Annotated in this window: 11 protein-coding genes; 3 read left to right on the forward strand and 8 right to left on the reverse strand. The window is 63.9% G+C overall.

Translation table 11 applies throughout. The annotated features are described in order from the left end of the window. Positions 1-76 precede the first annotated feature (76 nt). Together C6A82_RS16295 and C6A82_RS16300 are read left to right on the forward strand one after the other, a co-directional pair. A complete protein-coding gene (locus tag C6A82_RS16295; protein WP_105346345.1) occupies positions 77-619 on the forward strand; it encodes a DoxX family protein in 543 nt (180 codons plus the stop codon). A gap of 831 nt (positions 620-1,450) precedes the next feature. Beyond that, positions 1,451-9,025, forward strand: coding sequence for an Ig-like domain-containing protein (locus C6A82_RS16300; protein ID WP_158261648.1), 7,575 nt, complete (start codon positions 1,451-1,453; stop codon positions 9,023-9,025). Here C6A82_RS16300 and C6A82_RS16305 read toward each other — a convergent pair. The 7 genes from C6A82_RS16305 to C6A82_RS16335 all read right to left on the reverse strand — a co-directional run bounded on the left by C6A82_RS16305 (position 9,014) and on the right by C6A82_RS16335 (position 19,985). Beyond that, positions 9,014-9,874 (reverse strand): TIGR03619 family F420-dependent LLM class oxidoreductase, encoded by an 861-nt coding sequence (locus C6A82_RS16305; protein WP_105346348.1) that lies wholly within the window; start codon positions 9,872-9,874, stop codon positions 9,014-9,016. The genes C6A82_RS16300 and C6A82_RS16305 overlap by 12 nt on opposite strands. Continuing rightward, positions 9,871-10,494, reverse strand: a complete 624-nt coding sequence (locus C6A82_RS16310; RefSeq protein WP_105346350.1) for a PaaI family thioesterase — start codon at positions 10,492-10,494, stop codon at positions 9,871-9,873. The genes C6A82_RS16305 and C6A82_RS16310 overlap by 4 nt, the downstream gene beginning before the upstream one ends. Positions 10,495-10,511: 17 nt before the next feature. Beyond that, positions 10,512-13,463, reverse strand: a complete 2,952-nt coding sequence (locus tag C6A82_RS16315; RefSeq protein WP_105346351.1) for a bifunctional [glutamine synthetase] adenylyltransferase/[glutamine synthetase]-adenylyl-L-tyrosine phosphorylase — start codon at positions 13,461-13,463, stop codon at positions 10,512-10,514. A 24-nt stretch (positions 13,464-13,487) separates the two neighbouring features. Continuing rightward, positions 13,488-14,825, reverse strand: coding sequence for a glutamine synthetase family protein (locus C6A82_RS16320; protein ID WP_105346353.1), 1,338 nt, complete (start codon positions 14,823-14,825; stop codon positions 13,488-13,490). 534 nt (positions 14,826-15,359) lie between these two features. Beyond that, entirely contained in the window at positions 15,360-16,889 is a 1,530-nt protein-coding gene (locus tag C6A82_RS16325; protein ID WP_105346355.1) for an alpha/beta hydrolase, read from the reverse strand. Between the two features lie 90 nt (positions 16,890-16,979). Beyond that, on the reverse strand, positions 16,980-18,491 hold the full coding sequence (locus C6A82_RS16330; RefSeq protein WP_311101384.1) for an alpha/beta hydrolase: 1,512 nt from the start codon (positions 18,489-18,491) through the stop codon (positions 16,980-16,982). A gap of 57 nt (positions 18,492-18,548) precedes the next feature. Continuing rightward, positions 18,549-19,985 (reverse strand): wax ester/triacylglycerol synthase family O-acyltransferase, encoded by a 1,437-nt coding sequence (locus C6A82_RS16335; RefSeq protein WP_396836817.1) that lies wholly within the window; start codon positions 19,983-19,985, stop codon positions 18,549-18,551. A gap of 94 nt (positions 19,986-20,079) precedes the next feature. On the opposite strand from C6A82_RS16335, the gene panB reads away from it, so the two are divergent. Continuing rightward, positions 20,080-20,916, forward strand: a complete 837-nt coding sequence (panB, locus tag C6A82_RS16340) for a 3-methyl-2-oxobutanoate hydroxymethyltransferase (RefSeq protein ID WP_105344921.1) — start codon at positions 20,080-20,082, stop codon at positions 20,914-20,916. Positions 20,917-20,934: 18 nt separating this feature from the next. Here the strand turns inward: panB and C6A82_RS16345 are convergent, their stop codons facing one another. Beyond that, positions 20,935-21,714, reverse strand: a complete 780-nt coding sequence (locus C6A82_RS16345) for an enoyl-CoA hydratase/isomerase family protein (protein ID WP_105344919.1) — start codon at positions 21,712-21,714, stop codon at positions 20,935-20,937. Positions 21,715-21,776: the final 62 nt, after the last annotated feature.

Here is a 21,776-nt window from a genome sequence, read left to right on the forward strand (position 1 = left end):
TACAACGTTTTGATTTGTTCCGCATTGGGGCGGGCGAGTTCGTTTCGCCCGGCCCTTTTGCACGTTAGGGTCAACTATGACCAACCTGGACACCCGGTTAGCGGGTTATCACTCCCCTGTTTTGAGCGCTTTCCGCATCATTTTTGGTCTTCTCTTTACGCTGCACGGCTCGCAGAAGCTGTTCGGCTGGCCGGTCGCGGCGCCGGGTGGCACGGCCGAGGTGGGCTCATTTCCGTACTGGTGGGCGGGCCTGATCGAGTTCGTCCTTGGCATCCTGATCACGGTCGGGTTCTTCACCCGGATCGCGGCGTTCATCGCGTCGGGCGAGATGGCGTTCGCGTACTTCTATCAGCATTGGCCGCCGCTCAGCGGTGGCGGCGAGACGGCGAGCTTCTGGCCGATCGCCAACGGGGGCGAATTGGCCATCCTGTTCTGTTTCGGGTTTCTGTTGCTCGCGACGACGGGTGCGGGCACATTGTCGGCCGACGCACGTCGGCGCGGCGGCTACGGGCGTACCGCGGATGCTCCGCCACGACGGGTTGAGCGTGTGGCCGATGACCGTTACCGCGACGATGTACCACGCCGACGGGGCGGCCTGTTCGACCGCTTCCGGCGCTAAAGGCTTATCGCCTTCGCGGGCGATTGCTGATCGGAAGCCGCCGTCCGCAGCACATCGAACGGGGTGTTCGCGGCGCCGCCTCGCCAGCGAAAACTAACGCATCTGTATTCAAATCTTGGGATCGATCCCGAGCACCGTACCGCCTGACCGCTTGCCACCATGGTCGGTGGGCCCGCCGGAGGCCCCGCTAAGCAGCCGCTGACCGAGGCAAACAATTTCGTGCCTCTTCTCGTCCTGTCCTGCCCTACGCTTTCAGCCGGACCACACCTCGAAGATGTGGGCCTCTAGCGGAGCCAAAAACGACAACTTGACGCGTTGCGAGCCTTCGACCCGAAGTTAGATGCAACTGATCTGAATCGATTCTTACTGCACCTTTGATCTTGGCTATCCGAGAAACGAGACGAGGAGCCCAGCAAATATGGTTTGCTGATCTTGAGTGTGTTTTGTCTCCAACTGCGTTGAGCACGGCTTTCCCTCGCAGGCGCGACGGTTAGTGGCATCCGGGTAGTTGAAGACGAAAATATGCTGGTTTAGCGAACATGTTGAAGCTATGCCACAGGGATAACCTCCATTACGCTGATAAACAACTGAGATTCCCCTAAGAACCCGCCAGTCTTCTAGGTGTAATCAGCCGGGGGGAGGGGCGACGTGCTCAGCAAAGCTGTGGGGAAATCCAAGACTCGCGCCAAGAGAAGTAAAAGATCTGCTGACCCCGTGTCAGTTGAGGTAGCTCACTACTCACGTGCCGACATGCTCGGCACTCCTACGCTCAATATGCAATTGCCCGCGGCAGTCTCGCCGTCACCGGGCCGAACCTCGAAGGGAACCGTCATGGGTTATGCGAAGTACGTCGGACGAGTCGGTGCGCTTGCGTTCGCACTCGGCCTCGGCGCAACAGTCGCCACTTCGACGCCTGGCATAGCTTTCGCCGAAGAGACCGAGCCGGACCCCAACATCGGGACCAACCAGCCAAACGAAACGCAACCGGATCCCACGCCGAACCCCGATCCGGACCCGACACCTCCACCTGCCGGGGAACAACTGCCCTCGGGCGAGAACAACCAACAGCAGATCAACAACGACAATGTCCAGACGACTCCTTCCGGCACCGAGGTCCGGTCCGCCGAGCCCGGCGCGGTGCTCAACACCGGCGGGTATCAGCAAGAAGAGCAACAGAAAGAGCAAAAGCCGGTCGAGCCGACGGGAACGACGCCGCCTCCGCCGCCTCCCCCGCCGGTCGTGTACGTGCCCCCGACTCCCCCGGTCGTCACGCCCAAGGATCAGGTGAACCAGCAGACGGTAATCGACGAGAAGGGCAAGTCGAAAGACGCTCAGCTGCAGGAGGAATCGGGCAACAAACTGAAGACGACGCCGAGCCCTGAGCTGTCGCAGAATAACGTTGAAGCGGGCAATGGCGCTCAGCTGGGCGTTACGTCCGTGGACGAGAACGCCGACGATCTCAACTCCAACGGCGTGATGACGATGTTCTCGACGTCCGAGGACGACAACGACACCATGCAGACGATGGCGGCTGCAGCGGCCCCGGCGACGCCAACGCCGACACTCACCTCGATATTCACCGGATTCTTGGCGCTCGTCGGTCTCGGCCCGTCGACAGGGGCAGGCACCCCGTCGTTCCCCTTCGTCCCTACGCCGATCTTCGACGCAATATTCGCCTTCGTTCGACGAATTGAGGCCACGTTCTCCAACGAAACCCCAAGCGCCAAACTGACCAATCCCGAGTATCAACAAAACGGCGACATGTCGGGCATCATCGAGGTCGAGGACGACTACGGCGACGGACACACGTACGTCGTTTCGCAGCAAGGCACCAAGGGCGTCGCCACAGTTGATGCCGAAGGCAACGTCACCTATACGCGATACGCGAACGCCCCGGCAGGGGCGGATACCTTTGTCATAACTGTCAGTGACGACACCGGTTTTCACATTCACTCATCGGGAACGCAGCACACCTCGACAGTGACTGTTACGACGACCGCACCGATCCCCGCTCCAAATCCGAGCACCGGGGTGACTAGCGGCCAAATCCCAAACACGACAGGGCAACCGGTCAGCTTCGAAGTCGCCGGTGACGATCCGGACGCGGAAATGTTCGCGGTCAATGAACAGGGCCAGTGGACATTTACCCCGACGCCTGAGTTCCGTCACGAAGCTGCCAACGAAGAAAACCCCATCACAGAGAAGACGTACACGGTCGACGTCCTGGACGCCCAAGGCAACGTGATCGACACCGTCGAGGTGACCGTGCCGGTCAGCAGCACCAACGAAGTGCCGGAGTTCGTGCCTCCAGGTAGCAACGCTCCTCCTCCAGAGATTTCAGATACTGGAGTCATCACAGGCCAGTTCCAGATCACGGACGGCGACTTCGACGAGCTGGACATCGAAGGCGAATCAGAATACGGACTTGTCGAGATAACCGGCCAAGATACTGATGCCGATGGTGTCACCACCGTCTTCTACAAGGTGACGCCCTTTGATCAGGTTCCGCAGACGGCGGGCTTTGCCCCAATGACGATGATGGCCCTCGACGAGCCGGAGTCGGAAGACTTCGGCGCGATGCGGATGATGGCATTTGAGGAGCCGGCGCCAGAAGACTTCGGCGCGATGCAAACAATGGCCTTCGATGAGCCTGAACCTGCCTCGTTCGCGGCTCTGGCGGCACCGCCCATCATCATCAACTTCACCATTCGCGACGGCTACGGCGGCGTTACTCCACTGCAGGTGACTGTGCCAGTCGATGAGAACGGCAACCCTACGGGCACAACGGTATTCACTTCGCCCGACCCGGAAACGGGTGAGATCGAGTTCACCGTCATAGCATCCGATCCCGACGGCGACCCCGTCACCATTGAGGTGAGCGACCCACCCAAGGGCACCCTGACTCGTGTCGGCACCACGAACACTTGGGTGTACGCACCCGATCCCGGTGCGCGCCATGCTGCGGCGGCGCAGGGGGCGACGCTTGCCGAACGGACCGACGGCTTCACGATCACAGTGACCGACGGCGCGGGTGGAAGTGTTTCGGTTCCGGTGACGGTGAGTGTGGCTCCGCCGTTGGATGCCGATTCGGCAAGTGTGGTGCCGGTGAGTGAAACTGGGGCGCACGCCGCCTATGCGATCCATCCGGATGGCACTCGCGTGTATCTGGTGGATTCCGGGGGCTTCGCCGAAACGAACCCTGGCGTGGTGAAGGTGATCGACACCTCTACCAACGAGGTGGTCGACACCATCGATGTGGGCGACAGGCCGATCAATGTCGTTATGAGCAAGGACGGCAGCCGACTGTATGTCGTCAATCAGGGCAGTGGCGACGTCACGGTGATCAACACTGTCGACAACTCCGTTGTCGGGACCGTCGACATCGGTGACAACACCGACCCGTCCGGGTTGGCGCTCAGTCAAGACGGCAAGACGCTCTACGTCGCCCACACCACCACCGACCAAACCGGCAAGCAAGGACACATCGCGGTCGTCGACACCGATCTCGTGGGCACCGCTAGTGACCCTGTGGTGCGTACCATCGACACCGGAAACCACGCGATCCGAGCGTTGTCTCTGCTCGAAAATGAAGACGGTTCCACCCTTTACGGTGCCGGCGTACTGGCCGACAGCCCGGGCACCTTCGACAAGGTCAGCGTTATCGACGTCGAAACCGGCGATATCACCCAGCCCATCACCGACTCCGTCGGGGATGTCATCGGCAGTGGGGTGGTCGTCAGCCCCGACGGCGAGCACGTCTACATCTCCGACGTCTTCCGCGGCGACCTCGTCGTGGTCAACACCGCCAACAACACCGTCGACCGCAGAATCCACGTCGGTGATTTCGCTCTGACGCCGACCCTCAACGAAGACGGCACCCGCGCGCTGGTCCTCACCGGGACAGGCGCCACGGTCGTCAACCTGACCACCGACGACGTCAACCAAATCAACACCGGTGACCTGGCTCTGGCCCGCGCTGACTTCGTCCCCGGCGGGTCAGGCGCCTACGCCCTGGGCGGTACGGGCGTCGGCACAACCTACCTGGCCTATATCGGGGGCAACAACGCCAATACTGCACCCAGCATCCAGGTCACCGAGGTCAGCACCGATTCCACCACCGGCGCGGTCACCTATCAGGTCACCAACGGCGGCACCGCTGACCCCGACGGCGACACCGTCACTTTCACCGGCTTCGCCCCCAGCGGCACCATTGTCGACAATGAGGACGGCACCTTCACCTACACCCCCAACAACGAAGCCATCGAAAACGGCGACACCATCATCTTCTTCGCCAACGACGGCCACGGCGGCATCACCCCTGCACCCAGCATCAACTACCAAGCACCCACACTCAACGAGGCGCCAGTCGTTGATGTCGATTACGACACAGATCCGGATACCGGCGAGGTCACCATCACCGTCAATGGCAGTGACCCCGACGGCGGCGACGTCACTTATGCGGTGACCGCTGATCCGACCAAGGGCACATTGGATCAGACCGGCGCCAACACTTGGGTGTACACCCCCAACGCCGATGCGCGCCACGCCGCCGCGGCCCAAGGCGCCACCGAAGCCCAACGCACCGCCACGCTCAACGTCGCGGTCACCGACGACGAAGGCGCCACGGTCACCGAGCAGATCAACGTCAACGTCGCTCCGCCATTGGATCCTGAGGCGGCCACGGTGGGCCAGATCAGTTCCACCGCACCGCATACCGCGGTGTTAGTCAGTCCGGACAATCGTTTCGTCTATACCGTCGACATGATCAATCAGGACGGGACCCAAAACGGTCATGTGAACGTGATCGACACCACCACCAACCAAGTCGTCGACACCATCGAGGTGGGCAAGGGAGCCAACTCGGCGGTGTTAAGCAAGGACGGCACCCGGCTGTATGTCACCAACGCCACCGATGGCACCGTGTCGGTGATCGACACCAACATCGACACCGCCGACCCCACCGACGGCGCAGTCGTCGACACCATCACCGTTGCCGATCCAGTAGACCCAGCCACCGTGATCACCAACCCATGGGGGATCGCGGTGAGCCCCGACGGCAAGAACGTCTACGTGTCCTACACCGCTGAAAACTCCGCAGGCGATCCGCAGGGATACATCGGTGTCATCGACACCGACCAAGGCGAGCTCGACCGCACTATCGAGCTCGGTAACCGCCAGGTTCGCGGCGGGCTAGCGGTCAGCGCTGACAATTCCACGCTGTATGCCACCGGTGTAGGCCCCGTCGATGACTTCCAGGCGCCGCTCGGGGCGCCTCTGGTCATCGATTTGGCCACCGGCGGTGTCGATGACCAAGCCATCGACATCGACCACGCACTCGGCGTCGCGGTGAGCCCCGACGGCGAACGGCTCTACATCACCAGTTACGACCCCGACGGAGTCAATCCCGCCGAATTGGTCGTGCTCAGCACCGCTGACTATTCCGAGATCCACCGCATGGACGTCGAGGGCGGCGCCCTATTCGCCCCGTCCCTCAACGAAGACGGCACCCGTGCGCTGCTCAACACCAACTCCGGTCTGAAGGTCATCGACACCACCACCTGGGAGACGACACCGGTCAGCGCCCCACCCACTGTGTTCATGCCGATCGCCGTCTTTACCCCTGGGGGGTCGGGCGCCTACGCCATCGCCATCGACTTCACTAATTTCGATATCGAAAAGCCCAGCTACCTGGCCTATATCGGGGGTAACAGCGCCAACACCGCACCCAGCATCGAAGTCGTGGAAGACAGCACTGACCCCGCCACCGGAGCGGTCACCTACCAGGTCACCAACGGCGGCAACCCCGACCCTGACGGCGACACCGTCACCTACACCGGGTACGCGGCCGACGGCACCATTGTCGACAATGAGGACGGCACCTTCACCTACACCCCCAACACCGGCACCACAGAAGACACCATCACCTTCTACGCCAACGACAGCCACGGCGGCATCACCGCCGCCCCCACCATCAACTACCAAGCACCCACACCCGTACCCGCAGACGGTGTCGATGCGACTGGGACAGCAGTCGGTCCCGTGGTGATCAACGCCGGCAAAAACCGGGCATATCAGCTGAGCTACGACGCATATACCGATTCGACTTACGTGACAGTAATCGATACCACCACAGGCGAATCCGTCGGTTCTGATCCGCAGCCGATACCCGGCGACCCCGCCATGTACGGGCCGCTGCAGGTCAGCCCGAACGGCGAATACCTCGTCGTCAGAGCGTACGACAGCGCCAACGCCAAGACTTACGTGGGAATTTTTGATGCCGAGGACGGACATCCGATCAGTGGCGCGACGTTAGACGGCTACGCCGAACGAACCATGACCTACCACGGAGATCGTGCGTACCAACAGGCCAGCTTCGGCTCCTATAGCAACAACAATCAGAAGCAATCCGTCGCAATTTTCGACGCGGAGACAGGCCAGGCCCTCAACACTGTCCAACTCGACGGCGGCCAGCCTCAACTCATATTCGATGACACCAACAGCAAGGCTTACTTCTCCACATCGAATGACACATTCCTGCAGGAGACGACAAGGCTCCTCGTCCTCGACCAAGTAACGGGTACGCCCGTCACCGAGGATCCTCTCGTTTTCGTCGGGCGCCGTCAGGGGATGCTGGTCGATGAGCAGACTGGCGATCTGTATGTGACAACCACGAATCTGTCAGTGAATCCTCGGGCGACCAACGTGAGCACGGTTGATGTCGAGTCAGCTGAAATCATCAGTGAGACGGGCTATTTCACAGGCGAAGCGGTAGGCCCTCTTCTCTTGAGCGCTGACGGGGTGCATGCTTATCAGGCAGTGCAGACCGGATACGGCCCTTACTCCTCCGAGGTCAAAGTCATCGACCTGACAACGGGCGAAGTCGAGGCCACTCCACTGGTTTCCAGTGAAGGCAGGTTTACGCAGTTCGTTCGCGACGAGGATTACCCAATCGCATACTTGACCACGTATGACGACAACACCAAGCAGACCACTATCAAGACCGTCAGCTTGGAAAGCGGAGACGTCCTCGGTACAACCACCATGGATGGCAATCCCTACGGCCAATTGACCCCGACCGCGGCAGGTGGTGGCCTGACGTACCAAGCGACGGTGCAGACGGTCGATAATGGCGACGGTACGTCAACCGAGACAACGAGATACGTGTTCTTTGATCGCGAGTCCGGACTGGCCGTGGGTCCTGCCGTCCCGCTCAACGGCTATAAGCAGTACGAGCAGCGGGTAGGCAACCAAATTTATGTCAGTACTTACAGCTACAGCGAGGACACGTCTCATGTGTATGTGATCGACGCCGACAACGGTCAATTAGTCGGCAGTTCGGCGGTATCTGGCTATGCCCAAGATCCCATTGTTGTGAAGAACGGCCGCGGCTATCTAGTCACCACAGAACAGAATTCGCCGACCGTGCACATTCTTATCGTCGATATGCAGACGGGTCAGGCGTTGGGTTCGAACGGACCGATCACGATCGAACCGCCTTCGCCCGATGCGTCTATCCATGATCGCCCAACTGTGCAATTCCCCGCTGGCGAAGAAGTTGCATACGTGGCGGTCTCCTATGACAACGTCGACGAGACGATTACTACGCACCTCATATCTATCGACACCGAGACCGGTGAGTTGGTAACCGACCAGGTCTTCACGTCCGACGGAATTCTCGTCAACTCGTCCTATGAGCCCCGCAACTATATGATGTATCTGACGCTGACCACCGCTGACCCCGATACGTTCGAGATGACGACGGTGTACTACGAGGTCGACTCGTACTCGGGTGATCTCGTCGCAGCCTCGACGCCTACACCCGGTTACGGCAAGCTCGTCTTCGACGGCGGCGAGCAGGCACTCTATCTTGGCTCTCGCGAATTCCACATCGAGGATTTCGGATACTCCGGGTACACATTGACGCCGCTCCAAGGTCAACCCGGCGGGCCGGTCTTCATTCCGGGCGATGTCGCCTCCGCCACGGTCAACCCGGACAACACGCTGATGTATGTGCTGACAAACACGAACGACGAACAGTCGACCGTCACCGTCATCGACTTGTACAGCGGCGAGGTGGTCGGTGATCCGATCACGATCTCGGGTCAGGCGATTCGAGACGCGCAATTCGACGGCAACGGTGCTGGCGGTGTGGTGTTCGACGACGCTGGCAACGCGTACATCACGACGACGACCGCGGACGGCGGCACGGTGATCACCCGCATCGCCGCTCCGGACGGTTCGGGCTTCAGGATGATGACGCTCGGCGGCGAATCCGCGACACCGCCAAGCAATCTCAACGTCATCTACCCCCAGCCCGAAGACACCAATCCGCTACTAGTCGAGCAGTTCTCGTCGAGCACCGGCGATCCCGCCCAGTTCAACATGAACTCGCTGCTATCGGTCTAGCGCGAGGTCCTTGCGGAAGCGCTTCATCCCGTCGATCTTCTCAGCCAGAGAAGCGTCGGGAGCCGCGTAGAACATCCACGGCATGGTGATGATGCCGCCGATGCCGCCGGCTTCCGCGCGCTCGTAGTGCTCGGGCAAGAACGCGTCGGTCAACGGCGTCAGCACCGTAAAATCGTCCATCGACAGACCTTCCGCAGCCCGCAGCTCACGTATCCGGGCAACGCGGACAAGCGCCTCGTCCATGGAGATCAGATCGCCGATCCAGCCGTCGTTGCGCGCCGCCCGCCGCAAGGCCACATCCGACAGCCCGCCCACATATATCGGGATTCGCGGCGGCGTCGGCTCCATCTCCAACCTCGGCGCCGAGTAGAACTCCCCCGAAAACTCAGTCCACCCCGGCTCCCACAGCTGGCGAAACAACGCAAGCATCTCGTCAGTTCGTTTCCCGCGCCGCGAGAACTCCTGGCCCATCAACTCGAACTCTTCCCGACACCAGCCCACGCCGATGCCCAGTTCGACCCGCCCGTCTGAGATGTACGCCGCCGTGCCGATCGCCTTCGCCGCAGCATAAGGATCCCGCATCGCCGGGATGTACACCGTCGTCACAAATTTGAGCCGCGTCGTCACCTGAGCCATCGCCCCGACCAGCACCCACGGGTCCGGCCAGTCGGTGAACGCCTCCCAGCGGCGCTTCCCGTCCCGCGTATACGGATACGGCGTGGCCAACGTCTCCAGGTTGATCACATGGTCCGGAATACCGACCCCGTCGTAACCCAGATCGTCTGCCGCTCGGGCGATCTCGATCGCCTCCTTGGTCTCCCGGAAAGCGATACTGACGTAGAACTTCATCCGGCGTCTCGCGCCCACGCCGGTTTGATCCAGATGCCCTCTGCCTCAACGGTCTTGCCATCGGCATCGCTCACGTGCCCGCTGACGAACGTCTTGTACCCGTCGATCCGTTCGGTCGCCGCCTCAGCCCTCAGCCGCCCCAACGGTGTACCGCGCAAGTACCGCATCGTGATCGTGCCGGTGAACATCGGTTTCGACAAGCCCTCGCTGGCCACCTCGCCCAGCACCTGGTCGAGTATCAGAGCGAGTATGCCGCCGTGTACCCATCCCGGTGGGCCCTGGTAGGCCTCCCCCAGTTCGAACTCGCTCCACCACAAGCCATCCGGTTCCTCGTGCATAACCAGTGGCGGCGCGATGGGGTTCCGAAAACCCGTCACGGGATTTCCCCACACCACCGGCCGCCCGTCGACCGCCAGTCTCGGCGGTCCCTCCCCGACCGTCGCCTCGAGCTTCTCGGCCACCGCTTCGATCGCCGACTGCGCGTCGCGGATAGCGCCTTCGTCTGCCCCCGTCCGAATACCGGCGTCGATCAAACGCCGCATCGCCTGTGTCAGCGGTCCGTACACCGCATGAAGCCGGTCGTGCTCGGCAGCAGTGATCGACTCGAACGAGAAATCCATGCCTTCACCCACTTGCCTCAGCCACCGAACACCTTTCGTACCACCGTCTTAGCTCGACGGGTCACCCGCAGATAGTTGTCGAGGAATTCCCCGCCGTCGTCGCTGTCCCAACCGGCGGCCACTGCGACCGCGTTGAGCTGCTTACCAGGCCCCGGCAATTGATCATTCGGCTTGCCACGCACCAACACCAGCGCATTGCGCGCCCGTGTCGCCGTCAGCCATGCCTCGCGCAACAGTTCGACATCCGCCTCGGCGATCAACTCCGCTGCGCCGATCGCATCCAACGTCTGCAGCGTCGACGTGTTGTGCAACGCGGGAGTCTCGTGGGCATACCGAAGCTGCAGCAGCTGAACCGTCCACTCGATGTCGGCCAAGCCGCCGCGCCCGAGTTTGGTGTGTGTATTGGGATCCGCGCCGCGAGGCAGCCGCTCGGCGTCTACGCGTGCCTTGATCCGCCGAATCTCCCGCACCGCCTGAGCCGATACCCCGCCCGGCGGATACCGCGTCTTGTCGGCGAGCAACAGGAACCGCTCACCGAGGTCCTCGTCTCCCGCAACGCGGTGTGCCCGCAGCAGCGCCTGGATCTCCCACGGCTGCGCCCACTGCTCGTAGTACGCCGCATAGGACGACAACGTCCGCACCAGTGAGCCGTTGCGTCCCTCGGGCCGCAGTCCGGCATCCACCTCGAGAGGCGGATCGGCCGACGGCGTCCCCAGCAGCGTGCGGACCTGTTCGGCGACGGTGATCGCCCAGCGCACCGCGGCCGATTCGTCTCCTGAGACGGGTTCGCACACGAACATCACGTCGGCGTCGGATCCGTAGCCCAACTCGCCGCCGCCGAGCCTGCCCATCCCGATCACCGCGATGCGTGCCGGCGCCTCACCGTTCGAAGGTGTTTGGGCGCGGATCACCGCTTCCAACGCCGCCTGCAGCACCGCCACCCACACCGACGTCAGCGCCTTGCAGACATCGACGACTCCAAGCATCCCCAGCAGATCCGCCGACGCGACACGGGCCAATTCGCGCCGACGCAGCGTGCGGGCCGCCGCGATGGCACGTACCGGGTCGGCGTGCCGACCAGCCGAGGCCACCAAAGCCCTTGCCACACCGTCAGGTTCGACCTCCAGCAGCTTCGGCCCGGATGGTCCGTCGGCGTACTGCTGGATCACCTCGGGCGCCCGCATCAACAGCTCCGGCACATACGCCGACGTGCCAAGCACGTGCATCAGTCGCTTGGCCACCGCGCCTTCGTCGCGCAGCGTCGACAGGTACCACCGATGGTCGGCCAGTTCGTCGCTGATCCGGCGGTACGACAGCAGCCCCGCATCCGGATCGGGGGTATCCGACAGCCAGTCCAACAGCGTCGGCAACAACACCTGTTGCACGCGCCCGCGGCGGCCGGTCGCTCCGGTCAACGCAGCCAGATGGGTCAAAGCGCCCTTCGGGCCCTCATATCCGAGTGCCGCGAGTTGGCGTTCGGCTGCCTCCGGCGTCAGCATCGCCGGCTGTCCGACGCCTTCCAGCAGCGGCTGATAGAAGAGTTTGGCGTGCAGCCGCGACACCCGGTGGCTCTGCCGTTTCAGTTCCTCGCGCAACACCCCCAGCGAGTCGTGCTGCCCGTCGGGCCTCATGTGCGCCGCGCGGGCCAGCCAGCGCATCGCCTCGTCGTCGTCCTCGTCGGGAAGCATGTGTGTGCGCTTGAGCCGCTGCAGCTGCAGACGATGCTCGAGCAGTCGCAGGAATTCGTAGGACGCGGTGAGGTTGGCAGCGTCGTCGCGCCCGATGTATCCGCCGGCGCCCAACGCGGCAAGAGCGTCGACCGTCGACGCCACGTGCAGCGTCTCGTCGTTGCGGCCGTGCACCAGCTGCAGTAGCTGCACCGCGAACTCGACATCGCGCAGCCCGCCGGTGCCGAGCTTGAGCTCGCGGGTTCTCTCGTCGGCGGGCACCAGCGACTCGACCCGGCGGCGCATCGCCTGCAGCTCGGGCACGAAGTCCTCCCGCTCGCACGCCGTCCACACCATCGGCATCAACGCCGCGACGTACTCCTCGCCGAGCGAGGCATCACCGGCGGCGGGTCGCGCCTTCATCAGCGCCTGGAACTCCCAGGTCTTGGCCCAGCGCTGGTAATAGGCCACGTGCGACTCGAGCGTGCGCACCAACTGCCCGTGCTTCCCTTCGGGCCGCAGCGCCGCGTCCACCTCGAAGAACGCCTCCGACGCGAACCGCATCAGCTCCCCCGCCACCCTGGTGGTGACGGAGTCGGCCTTCTCGGCGACGAAGATGACGTCGACGTCGCTGACGTAGTTCAGCTCGCGGGCGCCGCATTTGCCCATCGCGATCACCGCAAGGCGGGGCTCCTCGCCGTCCTCGCCGCACACCGATCGCGTCGCCACCTTCAACGCGGCGGCCAGCGCAGCGTCGGCCAGATCGGACAGATGCTCGCCGACGACCGGGAACGGCAGCACCGGCTCGTTCTCCACAACCGACGCGACGTCCAGTCCCGCGAGCACCAGCAATCGGTCCCTGTAAAGCGTGCGCAGTACTGGCAGCGCATCGCTTGTGCCACTTGCTGATTGGGCGGCATCGACGAACGTGCGACGTAATTCGTCGACCGAGGGCAATGTCACGGCACCGGCCAACGCGTGCCAGGCGCCCGGGTGCGCGACCAGGTGGTCACCCAGTGCCAGGGACGAACCCAGCACCCCGAACAGCCGGCCGCGCAGCGCCTTGTCGTCGACCAGGGCCCGATTGAGTTGGTCCCACTCCTTGCCAGAGGCCTCGGCCAGTCGCACCATCGTCCGCAGCGCGGCGTCGGCATTCGGGGCCCGCGACAGCGACCACAACAGTTCGACGTGTGCGTCGGTGTTCCAGCCGAGTTGTTCCAGATCAGCAGGGGCCGACGGTTCGACCAGCCCTAGCCGGCCAACGCTGGGCAGCTTCGGTCGCTGCGTCGCAGGTTTGGCCACGTATGTGACCGTATCGCAGGGCCGCTAGAGCGACAGATAGGTCTTCAGCTCGAACGGCGTGACGTGGCTACGGTAGTTCTCCCATTCGGCGCGCTTGTTACGCAGGAAGAAGTCGAAGACGTGCTCCCCCAACGCTTCCGCCACCAGCTCGGAGCCCTCCATCTGCTCCAACGCGGCACCGAGGCTGCCCGGCAGCTCCCGGTAGCCCATCGCGCGGCGCTCCTCGGGGGTCAGGCTCCAGACGTTGTCTTCGGCCTGCGGTCCCAGCACGTAGCCCTTCTCCACCCCGCGCAGGCCCGCCGCAAGCAGCACGGCGAACGTCAGATACGGGTTGCACGCCGAATCGGGGCTGCGCACCTCGATGCGCCGCGACGACGCCTTGCGCGGCGTGTACATCGGCACCCGGACCAACGCCGACCGGTTCGCGAAGCCCCACGACGCGGCAGTCGGGGCCTCGCCGCCGTGCACCAGCCGCTTGTACGAATTCACCCACTGGTTGGTGATCGCGCTGATCTCGGTGGCGTGCTCGAGGATGCCCGCGATGAAGGACTTCGCGGTGTCCGACAGCTGCAGCGGATCATCGGCGCTGTAGAACGCGTTGTTCTCGCCCTCGAACAGGCTCATGTGGGTGTGCATCGCCGAGCCGGGATATTCGGCGAACGGCTTGGGCATGAACGAGGCCTTGACGCCGTCGCCGAGGGCGACCTCCTTGACGACGTAGCGGAACGTCATCACGTTGTCGGCCATCGACAGTGCGTCGGCGTACCGCAGGTCGATCTCCTGCTGGCCGGGCGCGCCCTCGTGGTGGCTGAACTCCACCGAGATACCCATCGACTCCAATGCGTCGATGGCGTGCCGACGGAAATTCGGCGCGGAGTCGTGGACGGCCTGGTCGAAATACCCGCCGTTGTCGGCAGGCACCGGCGGAGCGTCGTCGGGGCCGGGCTGCAGCAGGAAGAACTCGATCTCCGGGTGCACATAGCATGAGAAGCCCAGGTCGCTGGCCTTGGCGAGCTGCCTACGCAGCACGTGCCGCGAGTCCGCCCACGACGGCGAACCGTCAGGCATGGTGATGTCGCAGAACATCCGCGCCGAGTGGTGCTGCCCGGAGCTGCTGGTCCACGGCAGCACCTGGAAAGTCGACGGATCGGGCCGGGCGACGGTGTCCGATTCCGACACACGAGCAAATCCCTCGATCGACGAGCCGTCGAAGCCGATGCCCTCCTCGAACGCTCCCTCGAGCTCCGCGGGCGCGATCGCCACCGATTTGAGGTATCCGAGCACGTCGGTGAACCACAGCCGGACAAACCGGATGTCCCGTTCCTCCAGCGTGCGCAGGACGAATTCCTTCTGGCGATCCATAATCGCAGCGTAGGCACGGGCTGTTAAATCTGTGTTACAGAGTGAATGCGCGCTGGGGCGCAACGCGTCCACGTGACGTGGTTTAGGGCTTCGCAGCCAACGGGTACCCAACAGTCAGGTTGGGGTTCTTCCGAAGCAACGACATCAAGCAGAGAGGAGACCACACATGAATTTCAAGAAAATGGCAGGTACAGCGGCTATCGCAGCGGGTCTCGGCGTCGCCGGACTGGGAATGGGCGCAGGCACGGCTCAGGCCGAGGATTTCTGGCCCCCGGTCCCAGGAATTCCCGGAATTCCGGGTGAGTGGGTTAATGATGTTTGGGTGCCGGGCGATCCGCCTGGGCACAACCCCTTGGGACCGCCCGGACAGGTAAAGAAGGGGAACCCGATAGCAGTGCCCGGCCTCTATGGAGTCCCGCCCGGTCATTGGCCTGGCCCTGAGTGGGTCCCGCCATTGCCGTGGCCCTAAGGGCGCGCACGTTCGATAACTGACGCGATGTCCGCCCTGCTACGGCAGGGCGGCCATCCTCATCTCTAGCAGCGCAGCCCAGCAGGGGGCTGGGCACCGTCGACCAGAAACGCCATCACGGCGGCGTCGACGCAGGTGTCACCGTTGAAGACCACCGTGTGCTGAGTGCCGTCGAACGTGATGAGGCTGGCGTCCATCTGCTTGGCCAAGTCGACGCCGGCTTGGTACGGCGTGGCGGGATCGTGGGTGGTGGATACGACGACGACCTTCCCCGGTCCGGGCGAGACGGCCTCATGTGGTGTCGCCGTCGCCTGAACGGACCACAACGCGCACACGTCGCGCGGAGCCAGACCGGTGAACGACCGGTAGCTCAGGAAAGGCGCGGCCTGTCTGCTTCGCTGGTCGGCGGCGACCCACACGGCAGGATCGGTCGGGAACCGCGAGTTGATGCAACGGATGCCGTAGAACGCGTCCTGCGAGTTCTGGTAGTGGCCCGCGGGGCTGCGGTTCAGGTAATCGTCGGCGAGCAACAGAAGGTCGCCCGGATCGGTCTTGCGCTGCAGCCCGAGCAGCCCGCTTGTGAGGAACTTCCAGTACTGCCGCGAGTAGAGCGCGTTCACGGTTCCGGTGATTGCATCCTGGTAACTCAGGCCGCGTGGGTCCGACGTTGCGGCGGGCCGGCTGACCAACGGGTCGACCAGCTGGTGATAACGGTTGACGAACTGCGTCGGGTCGGTGCCGAGCGGACACCCTGACGACTGCGCGCAATCGGCGGCGTAATCATCGAATGCCGTTTGAAACCCGGCCATTTGACGCAGGTTCTCCTCAATCGGATCCAGCGTCGGATCGATCGCCCCGTCGAGCACCATGGCCCTGACCCGGTCGGGGTACGCCTCGGCGAAGGCCGCGCCGATCTCGGTGCCGTACGAGAAACCGAGATAGTTGACCTGGTTCTCGCCAAGGGCCGCGCGCACGACATCCATGTCATGGGCGGTCGGCGCGGTGCCGACGTTGGCCAGGAACTCCGCGCCGATCCGGTCGACACACTTCTTCGCGAAATCGCGGTACAGAGCTTCGATATGGGCGACGCCCGTTTGGCTGTAGTCGGCGTTGGGCTCCCGACGGTAGGCGTCGAATTCGGCGTCGGTGCGGCAACGCAATTCGGGCGTCGAGTGTCCGACCCCCCGCGGGTCGAAGCCGACGAGGTCGAACCGGCGGCCGATATCGGTGTCGGCGAGTGCCACGCCCATGCCTGCGACAGTGTCGACGGCTGAGGCGCCGGGACCGCCGGGGTTGATCATCAGCACGCCGATCCGGTCACCGCTCGCCGGAATCCGGATGACTGCCAGTTGCGCTTGTGCGCCTTCGGGATTGGCGTAGTCGACGGGCACCGACACCGTGCCGCACTGCGCGGTCGGAATGGTGCTCGTGTCGGCGACCCACTGTTGGCAGCCACCCCAGACCGGCGCCTGCCCGTACGTTTGTGTCGCCGCCCCTTCCGGTGTTGCAGTCGCGGACGGACACGCGACTGCGGCGACAAGGAGGCATGCCAGCAGCGTCGCGCCACTCCGCCCCGCCCGCCGCATGGCGATCATCGTCGCACGCCGGTCATCGGCGGCGCGCAGGCGCAATCGGACGGTGACCGTTGCGAGACCTTGGCGTGTTCAGAAGTCGAGAATCGTTGATCAGCAACGGGTGTCCGCCGGCGGAACCTTCAAGTCGATCAGATACGTGGCGACGATGTCGTCGACGCAGGCGTTCCCTTGGAACGCGACGGTGTGCTGGGTTCCCTCGAAGGTGACCAGTGTGCCGCCGAGTTGCTTGGCCAGGTCGACGCCCGCCTGATACGGCGTAGCGGGATCGTTGGTCGTGGAGATCACCAGCGTGGGCGGCAGCCCCTTGACCGAGATCTCGTGCGGCTGTGTCGTCGTCGGCACCTGCCAGAACGAGCAGGTGTCCCTCGGCGCGTATCCGGTGAATTCGCCATAGTTCATGAACGGCGCGACTTCGCGGACCCGGCGATCCTTCTCGACGAGCTTGTCCTGGTCGGTGACCGCAGGCGAGTCCACGCAGTTGACGGCGACGCGTACGTCCGTCGCGTTGTCGTAGTGCCCGTCGGGATTGCGATGCATGTACAGGTCGGCGAGCCACAACAGCTGGTCACCCCGACCCGCCTTGAGCTCCTTGAGTCCGTTGGTCAGACGAGGCCAGATGCTCGGCGAGTAGAGCGGCAGGATGGTGCCGATGATCGCGTCGCTGTAGGCCAGACCTCGGGGATCCTCTGTTGCGGCGGGCTCATCCACCAGCGGATCAACCATGCTCTTGTAGACATCGGTCGCCTTGGCCGGATCGGTGCCCAGCGGGCAGTCCGGATCCGTCTGCGCGCAATCTGCGGCGTAGTCGTCGAAGGCCTTCTGAAAAGCCGCCGTCTGACGCACGTCCTCCTCGATCGGATCGGCGTTAGGATCGATCGCTCCGTCGAGCACCAGCGCCCGCACGTTCTGCGGAAACTCTTCGGCGTACGCGCCACCGATGCGGGTGCCGTAGGAAAAGCCGAGGTATGACAGCTTGTCGTCGCCGAGCGCCGCCCGGATTTGGTCCAGATCCTTGACCACACTTGCGGTGCCGACGTTGGCCAGGAACTCCTTGGAGGACTTGTCGAAACAGCGCTGTACGAATGCCTCCGTCTCGCTGTCGATGTGCGCGATGCCCTCCGGCGAGTAGTCGACCTGGGGGTCGGCCCGCAGTCGATCGTTGTCGGCGTCGGAGTTGCACACCACCGCGGGCGTCGAACCGGCGACTCCACGCGGATCGAAGCCGACGAGGTCGAACCGCTCGTGTACGGACATCGGCATCGTGGTGACGAGGTTGACGGCCGACTTGACGCCGGACTCGCCGGGTCCGCCGGGATTGATCACCAGTGAGCCGATCTTGTCGCCGGTGGCCTTGAAGCGGATCATCGCCAGCTGAGCCACCTCGCCATCCGGCTTGCTGTAGTCCACCGGCACCGAGAGCTTGCCGCATTCGGCCTCAGGCGGAATCGGCGTCTGCGGGTCGGTCGATTCGCAGGGGCCCCACCGGATAGGCGAGCCGGGCGGCGGCACCGCGACGACGGCGCGACCGTCGACCAGCTTGCTGCAACCCGCCACCAGCAACACAACCAGTGACGCCGCAAGGATCGCCCGCTTCACGCTCATGCGCCACATGCTGCCATGGACAGCCATCAGTACTGGCAGACCGCTTCCTCGGCGGGTCTAGCCTGCGCTTTCCACCAGCTCGCCGAGGGCGACCTCGAAATCGTCTGCGAGTTCCCACAGATCGGGCAGGAGTTCGGGGCAGGACACGATGCCGACGTCGAGCTTCCCGTTCAGCGACATCACGGTGATGTTGAGACCCGACCCGTGGAAGATCGGCCCGAGCGGATACATCGCCTTGACCTCGGACCCGAGGAAGTACAGCGGCACCTGCGGTCCGGGCACATTGGAGACGACCAGGTTGTGCACCGGACGCGCGCCGCTGAGCCCCGTCCTGGCGTACAGCCGCATCGCGACGCCGAACACCGCGGGCGCGGCGAACTGCGACCAGTCCTGCAGCAACGTCGCCCCGATCGCCGAACTGTGTTGCTTGGCAACCGAATTCGCCTCTGCGATCGCCTTCAGTCGCTCACCCGGCGAATCGATGTGGGTCTCCAAACTGGAGAACATCCCCGATACCTGATTGCGGCCGGGACGGTCGGATTTGTCGTGCACCGACACCGGAACCATGGCCACCAAGGTGGCGTCCGGCAGCTCACCACGGTCGTCGAGGAACTTGCGCAGCGTGGTGGACACCAGCGCCATCACCACATCGTTGACCTTCACGCCGAAGTGGTTCTTCACCTTCTTGATGTCCTCGAGGTCCAGCTGCGCGTAGGCGATGTTGCGGTGGCTCGTCACGTTGGCGTTGAACGCCGTCTTCGGCGCTGCGAACGGCGCCTTCATGGCCTGCCCGCCGCGTGCCCGCCGCACGGTGTCGACGACGGAGTTGAGGGTCGTCGGCACGACGTTGACGAGCTTCAACGGGCGGGTGGCGAACTTGATCGCACCGCTGACCGCGATCTCCAGCCCGCTCGCACCGCCGACGCCGTCCACCGGACCGGGTGCCGGTGCGTCGGGTTCGGTGCTGCACAGCTGCGACATCAGGTTGGCGCCCGTCACGCCGTCGACGCCGGCGTGGTGCACCTTCGTCATCACGGCGAGCCGGCCGCCTTCATGTGCATCGGTGCCCGCGATGTTCTCGATGACCCACATCTCCCACAGCGGCCTTGAGCGGTCCAGCGGCAGCGAGGCGATGTGCCCGCAAATCTCGGCGAGCTCCTGACGGCCGCCAGGGGACGGCAGCCCGATTCGATGCAGGTGCCGGTCGACGTCGAACTCGTCGTCGTCCACCCACACCGGGTGGTCCGGATTGAATCGGCTGTCGGCGAGCTTCTCGCGGAACTGCGGCATCGCCTTGACCCGCAGTGCCAGTTCGTCGCGGATCCGGTCGAATGTGTAGCCGCCGGGCATCGTGGACGTGTCCAGCTCCAGAATGGAGCACACATGCAACGGTTGTGCTGCGGTTTCGAGGTAGAGGAAGCTGGCGTCGAGTCCGCTGAGCCGTTGCATTCGTCTGATCGTAATGTGAGGAAATCCACTTAACCGCAAGTTCATCTTCTTGCCAGGTGGTGGCACACTTAAGGGGTCAGACGAACCCGGGGACCCGCAACGGGCCTCGAGGATCGACCTAACAGACAAAGGGACAACGATGTCTGAGCAAACTGTCTATGGTGCTGCCGGATCCAAGCCGCGGACCAAGGTCCGCACTCATCACCTGCAAAAATGGAAGTCAGAGGGCCACAAGTGGGCCATGCTGACCGCCTACGACTACTCCACCGCCCGCGTTTTTGATGACGCGTGCATTCCGGTACTGCTGGTCGGCGACTCCGCCGCCAACGTGGTGTACGGCTACGACACCACCGTGCCGGTGACCATCGACGAGCTGATCCCCCTGGTCCGCGGTGTCGTGCGGGGTGCGCCGCATGCGCTGGTGGTCGCCGACCTGCCGTTCGGCAGCTACGAGGCCGGTCCGCAGCAGGCGCTTCAGACCGCGACCCGCTTCCTCAAGGAGGCCGGTGCGCACGCGGTCAAGCTGGAGGGCGGCGAGCGGGTGGCCGAACAGGTCGCGACGCTGACGCAGGCCGGTATCCCGGTGATCGCCCACATCGGCTTCACACCGCAGAGCGTCAACGGTCTCGGCGGCTTCCGGGTGCAGGGTCGGGGCGACGCCGCCGAGCAGACCGTCCACGACGCCATCGCCGTCCAGGAGGCGGGCGCCGTCGCCGTCGTGCTGGAGATGGTGCCCGCGGAACTGGCCACCCAGATCACCGGCAAGCTGACGATCCCGACCATCGGCATCGGCGCCGGGCCCAACTGCGATGCGCAGGTACTTGTCTGGCAGGACATGGCGGGCATGACGAGCGGCAAGACCGCCAAGTTCGTCAAGCGGTTCGGCGATGTAGGAACCGAATTGCGCGACGCCGCAATTCAATACGCCGACGAGGTGGCCAGCGGCTCCTTCCCCACCGAGGAGCACAGCTTCTAGGCCCTCAGCCTCTGGCCCTCAGGCGAACTCGGGTTTGCGCTTGGCCATGAACGCGTCGACCCCTTCGCGACCGTCCGCGGATTCGGCGCGTCCGGCGATGGCGCGGCTCTCGAACTCCATCTGCTCTTCGAGGCCGCTGGAGAACGTCGACAACATCAACGCCTTGACGGCTCCGTTGGATCCGCCTGCGGTGGCGGCCATTTGATCGGCGAGCTGATCGGCCCGCGCGGCGAGTTCGTCGTCGGGCACCACCTCGGTGACCAGTCCCCACTGTGACGCCTCCTCGGCGGACAGTGTCCTGTTGGTCAGCATCAGTTCCTTGGTCCTGGCGATCCCGATGAGCCGGGGCAGGAAGTACGACGAGCTGCCGTCGGGGCTCAGCCCGACCTTGGTGTAGGCCATCGTGAACGACGCCGACTCGGCCGCCAGCACGAGGTCGCCGGTGACGGCGATGGAGAAACCCGCGCCCGCGGCTGTGCCGTTGACGGCGGTGATCAGCACCGCGTCCATCCGGGTGAAGGTCGAGATCGCACGGTGCAGGCTGTCGGCGACGCCCTTGATGTGCCGACCTCGAGTCGACGCCGTCGCGAACGACTTGAGATCGCCTCCCGCACAGAAGAACCGGCCAGACCCAGTCAGCACCACGACCTTCGTCGCCGGGCTGTCGCAGAGAGCGGCCGCGTCAGCGAGTTCGCGAGTCATCGTGTCGTTCATTCCGTTTGCGGCGTCGGGACGATTCAGGGTGATCCGCGCGATCGGGCCGGACTGCTCGAGCGTGATGGTCTGGTATTCGGTCACCCCTGGACTCTAGCGGGGTCGTTCACCTGGATATGGCACGCTGATCACTCCAAGGGCACGGA

The sequence above is a fragment of the Mycobacterium sp. ITM-2016-00318 genome (assembly GCF_002968285.2).
Taxonomy (GTDB): domain Bacteria; phylum Actinomycetota; class Actinomycetes; order Mycobacteriales; family Mycobacteriaceae; genus Mycobacterium.

What these genes read in the sequence shown, in the direction of transcription:
- panB (WP_105344921.1), top strand. Translation starts at nt 20,080, where the DNA reads ATGTCTGAGCAAACTGTCTATGGTGCTGCCGGATCCAAGCCGCGGACC.
- C6A82_RS16300 (WP_158261648.1), top strand. Translation starts at nt 1,451, where the DNA reads ATGGGTTATGCGAAGTACGTCGGACGAGTCGGTGCGCTTGCGTTCGCA.
- C6A82_RS16305 (WP_105346348.1), bottom strand. Translation starts at nt 9,874, where the DNA reads ATGAAGTTCTACGTCAGTATCGCTTTCCGGGAGACCAAGGAGGCGATC.
- C6A82_RS16320 (WP_105346353.1), bottom strand. Translation starts at nt 14,825, where the DNA reads ATGGATCGCCAGAAGGAATTCGTCCTGCGCACGCTGGAGGAACGGGAC.
- C6A82_RS16295 (WP_105346345.1), top strand. Translation starts at nt 77, where the DNA reads ATGACCAACCTGGACACCCGGTTAGCGGGTTATCACTCCCCTGTTTTG.
- C6A82_RS16325 (WP_105346355.1), bottom strand. Translation starts at nt 16,889, where the DNA reads ATGATCGCCATGCGGCGGGCGGGGCGGAGTGGCGCGACGCTGCTGGCA.
- C6A82_RS16310 (WP_105346350.1), bottom strand. Translation starts at nt 10,494, where the DNA reads ATGGATTTCTCGTTCGAGTCGATCACTGCTGCCGAGCACGACCGGCTT.
- C6A82_RS16335 (WP_396836817.1), bottom strand. Translation starts at nt 19,985, where the DNA reads ATGAACTTGCGGTTAAGTGGATTTCCTCACATTACGATCAGACGAATG.
- C6A82_RS16330 (WP_311101384.1), bottom strand. Translation starts at nt 18,491, where the DNA reads ATGAGCGTGAAGCGGGCGATCCTTGCGGCGTCACTGGTTGTGTTGCTG.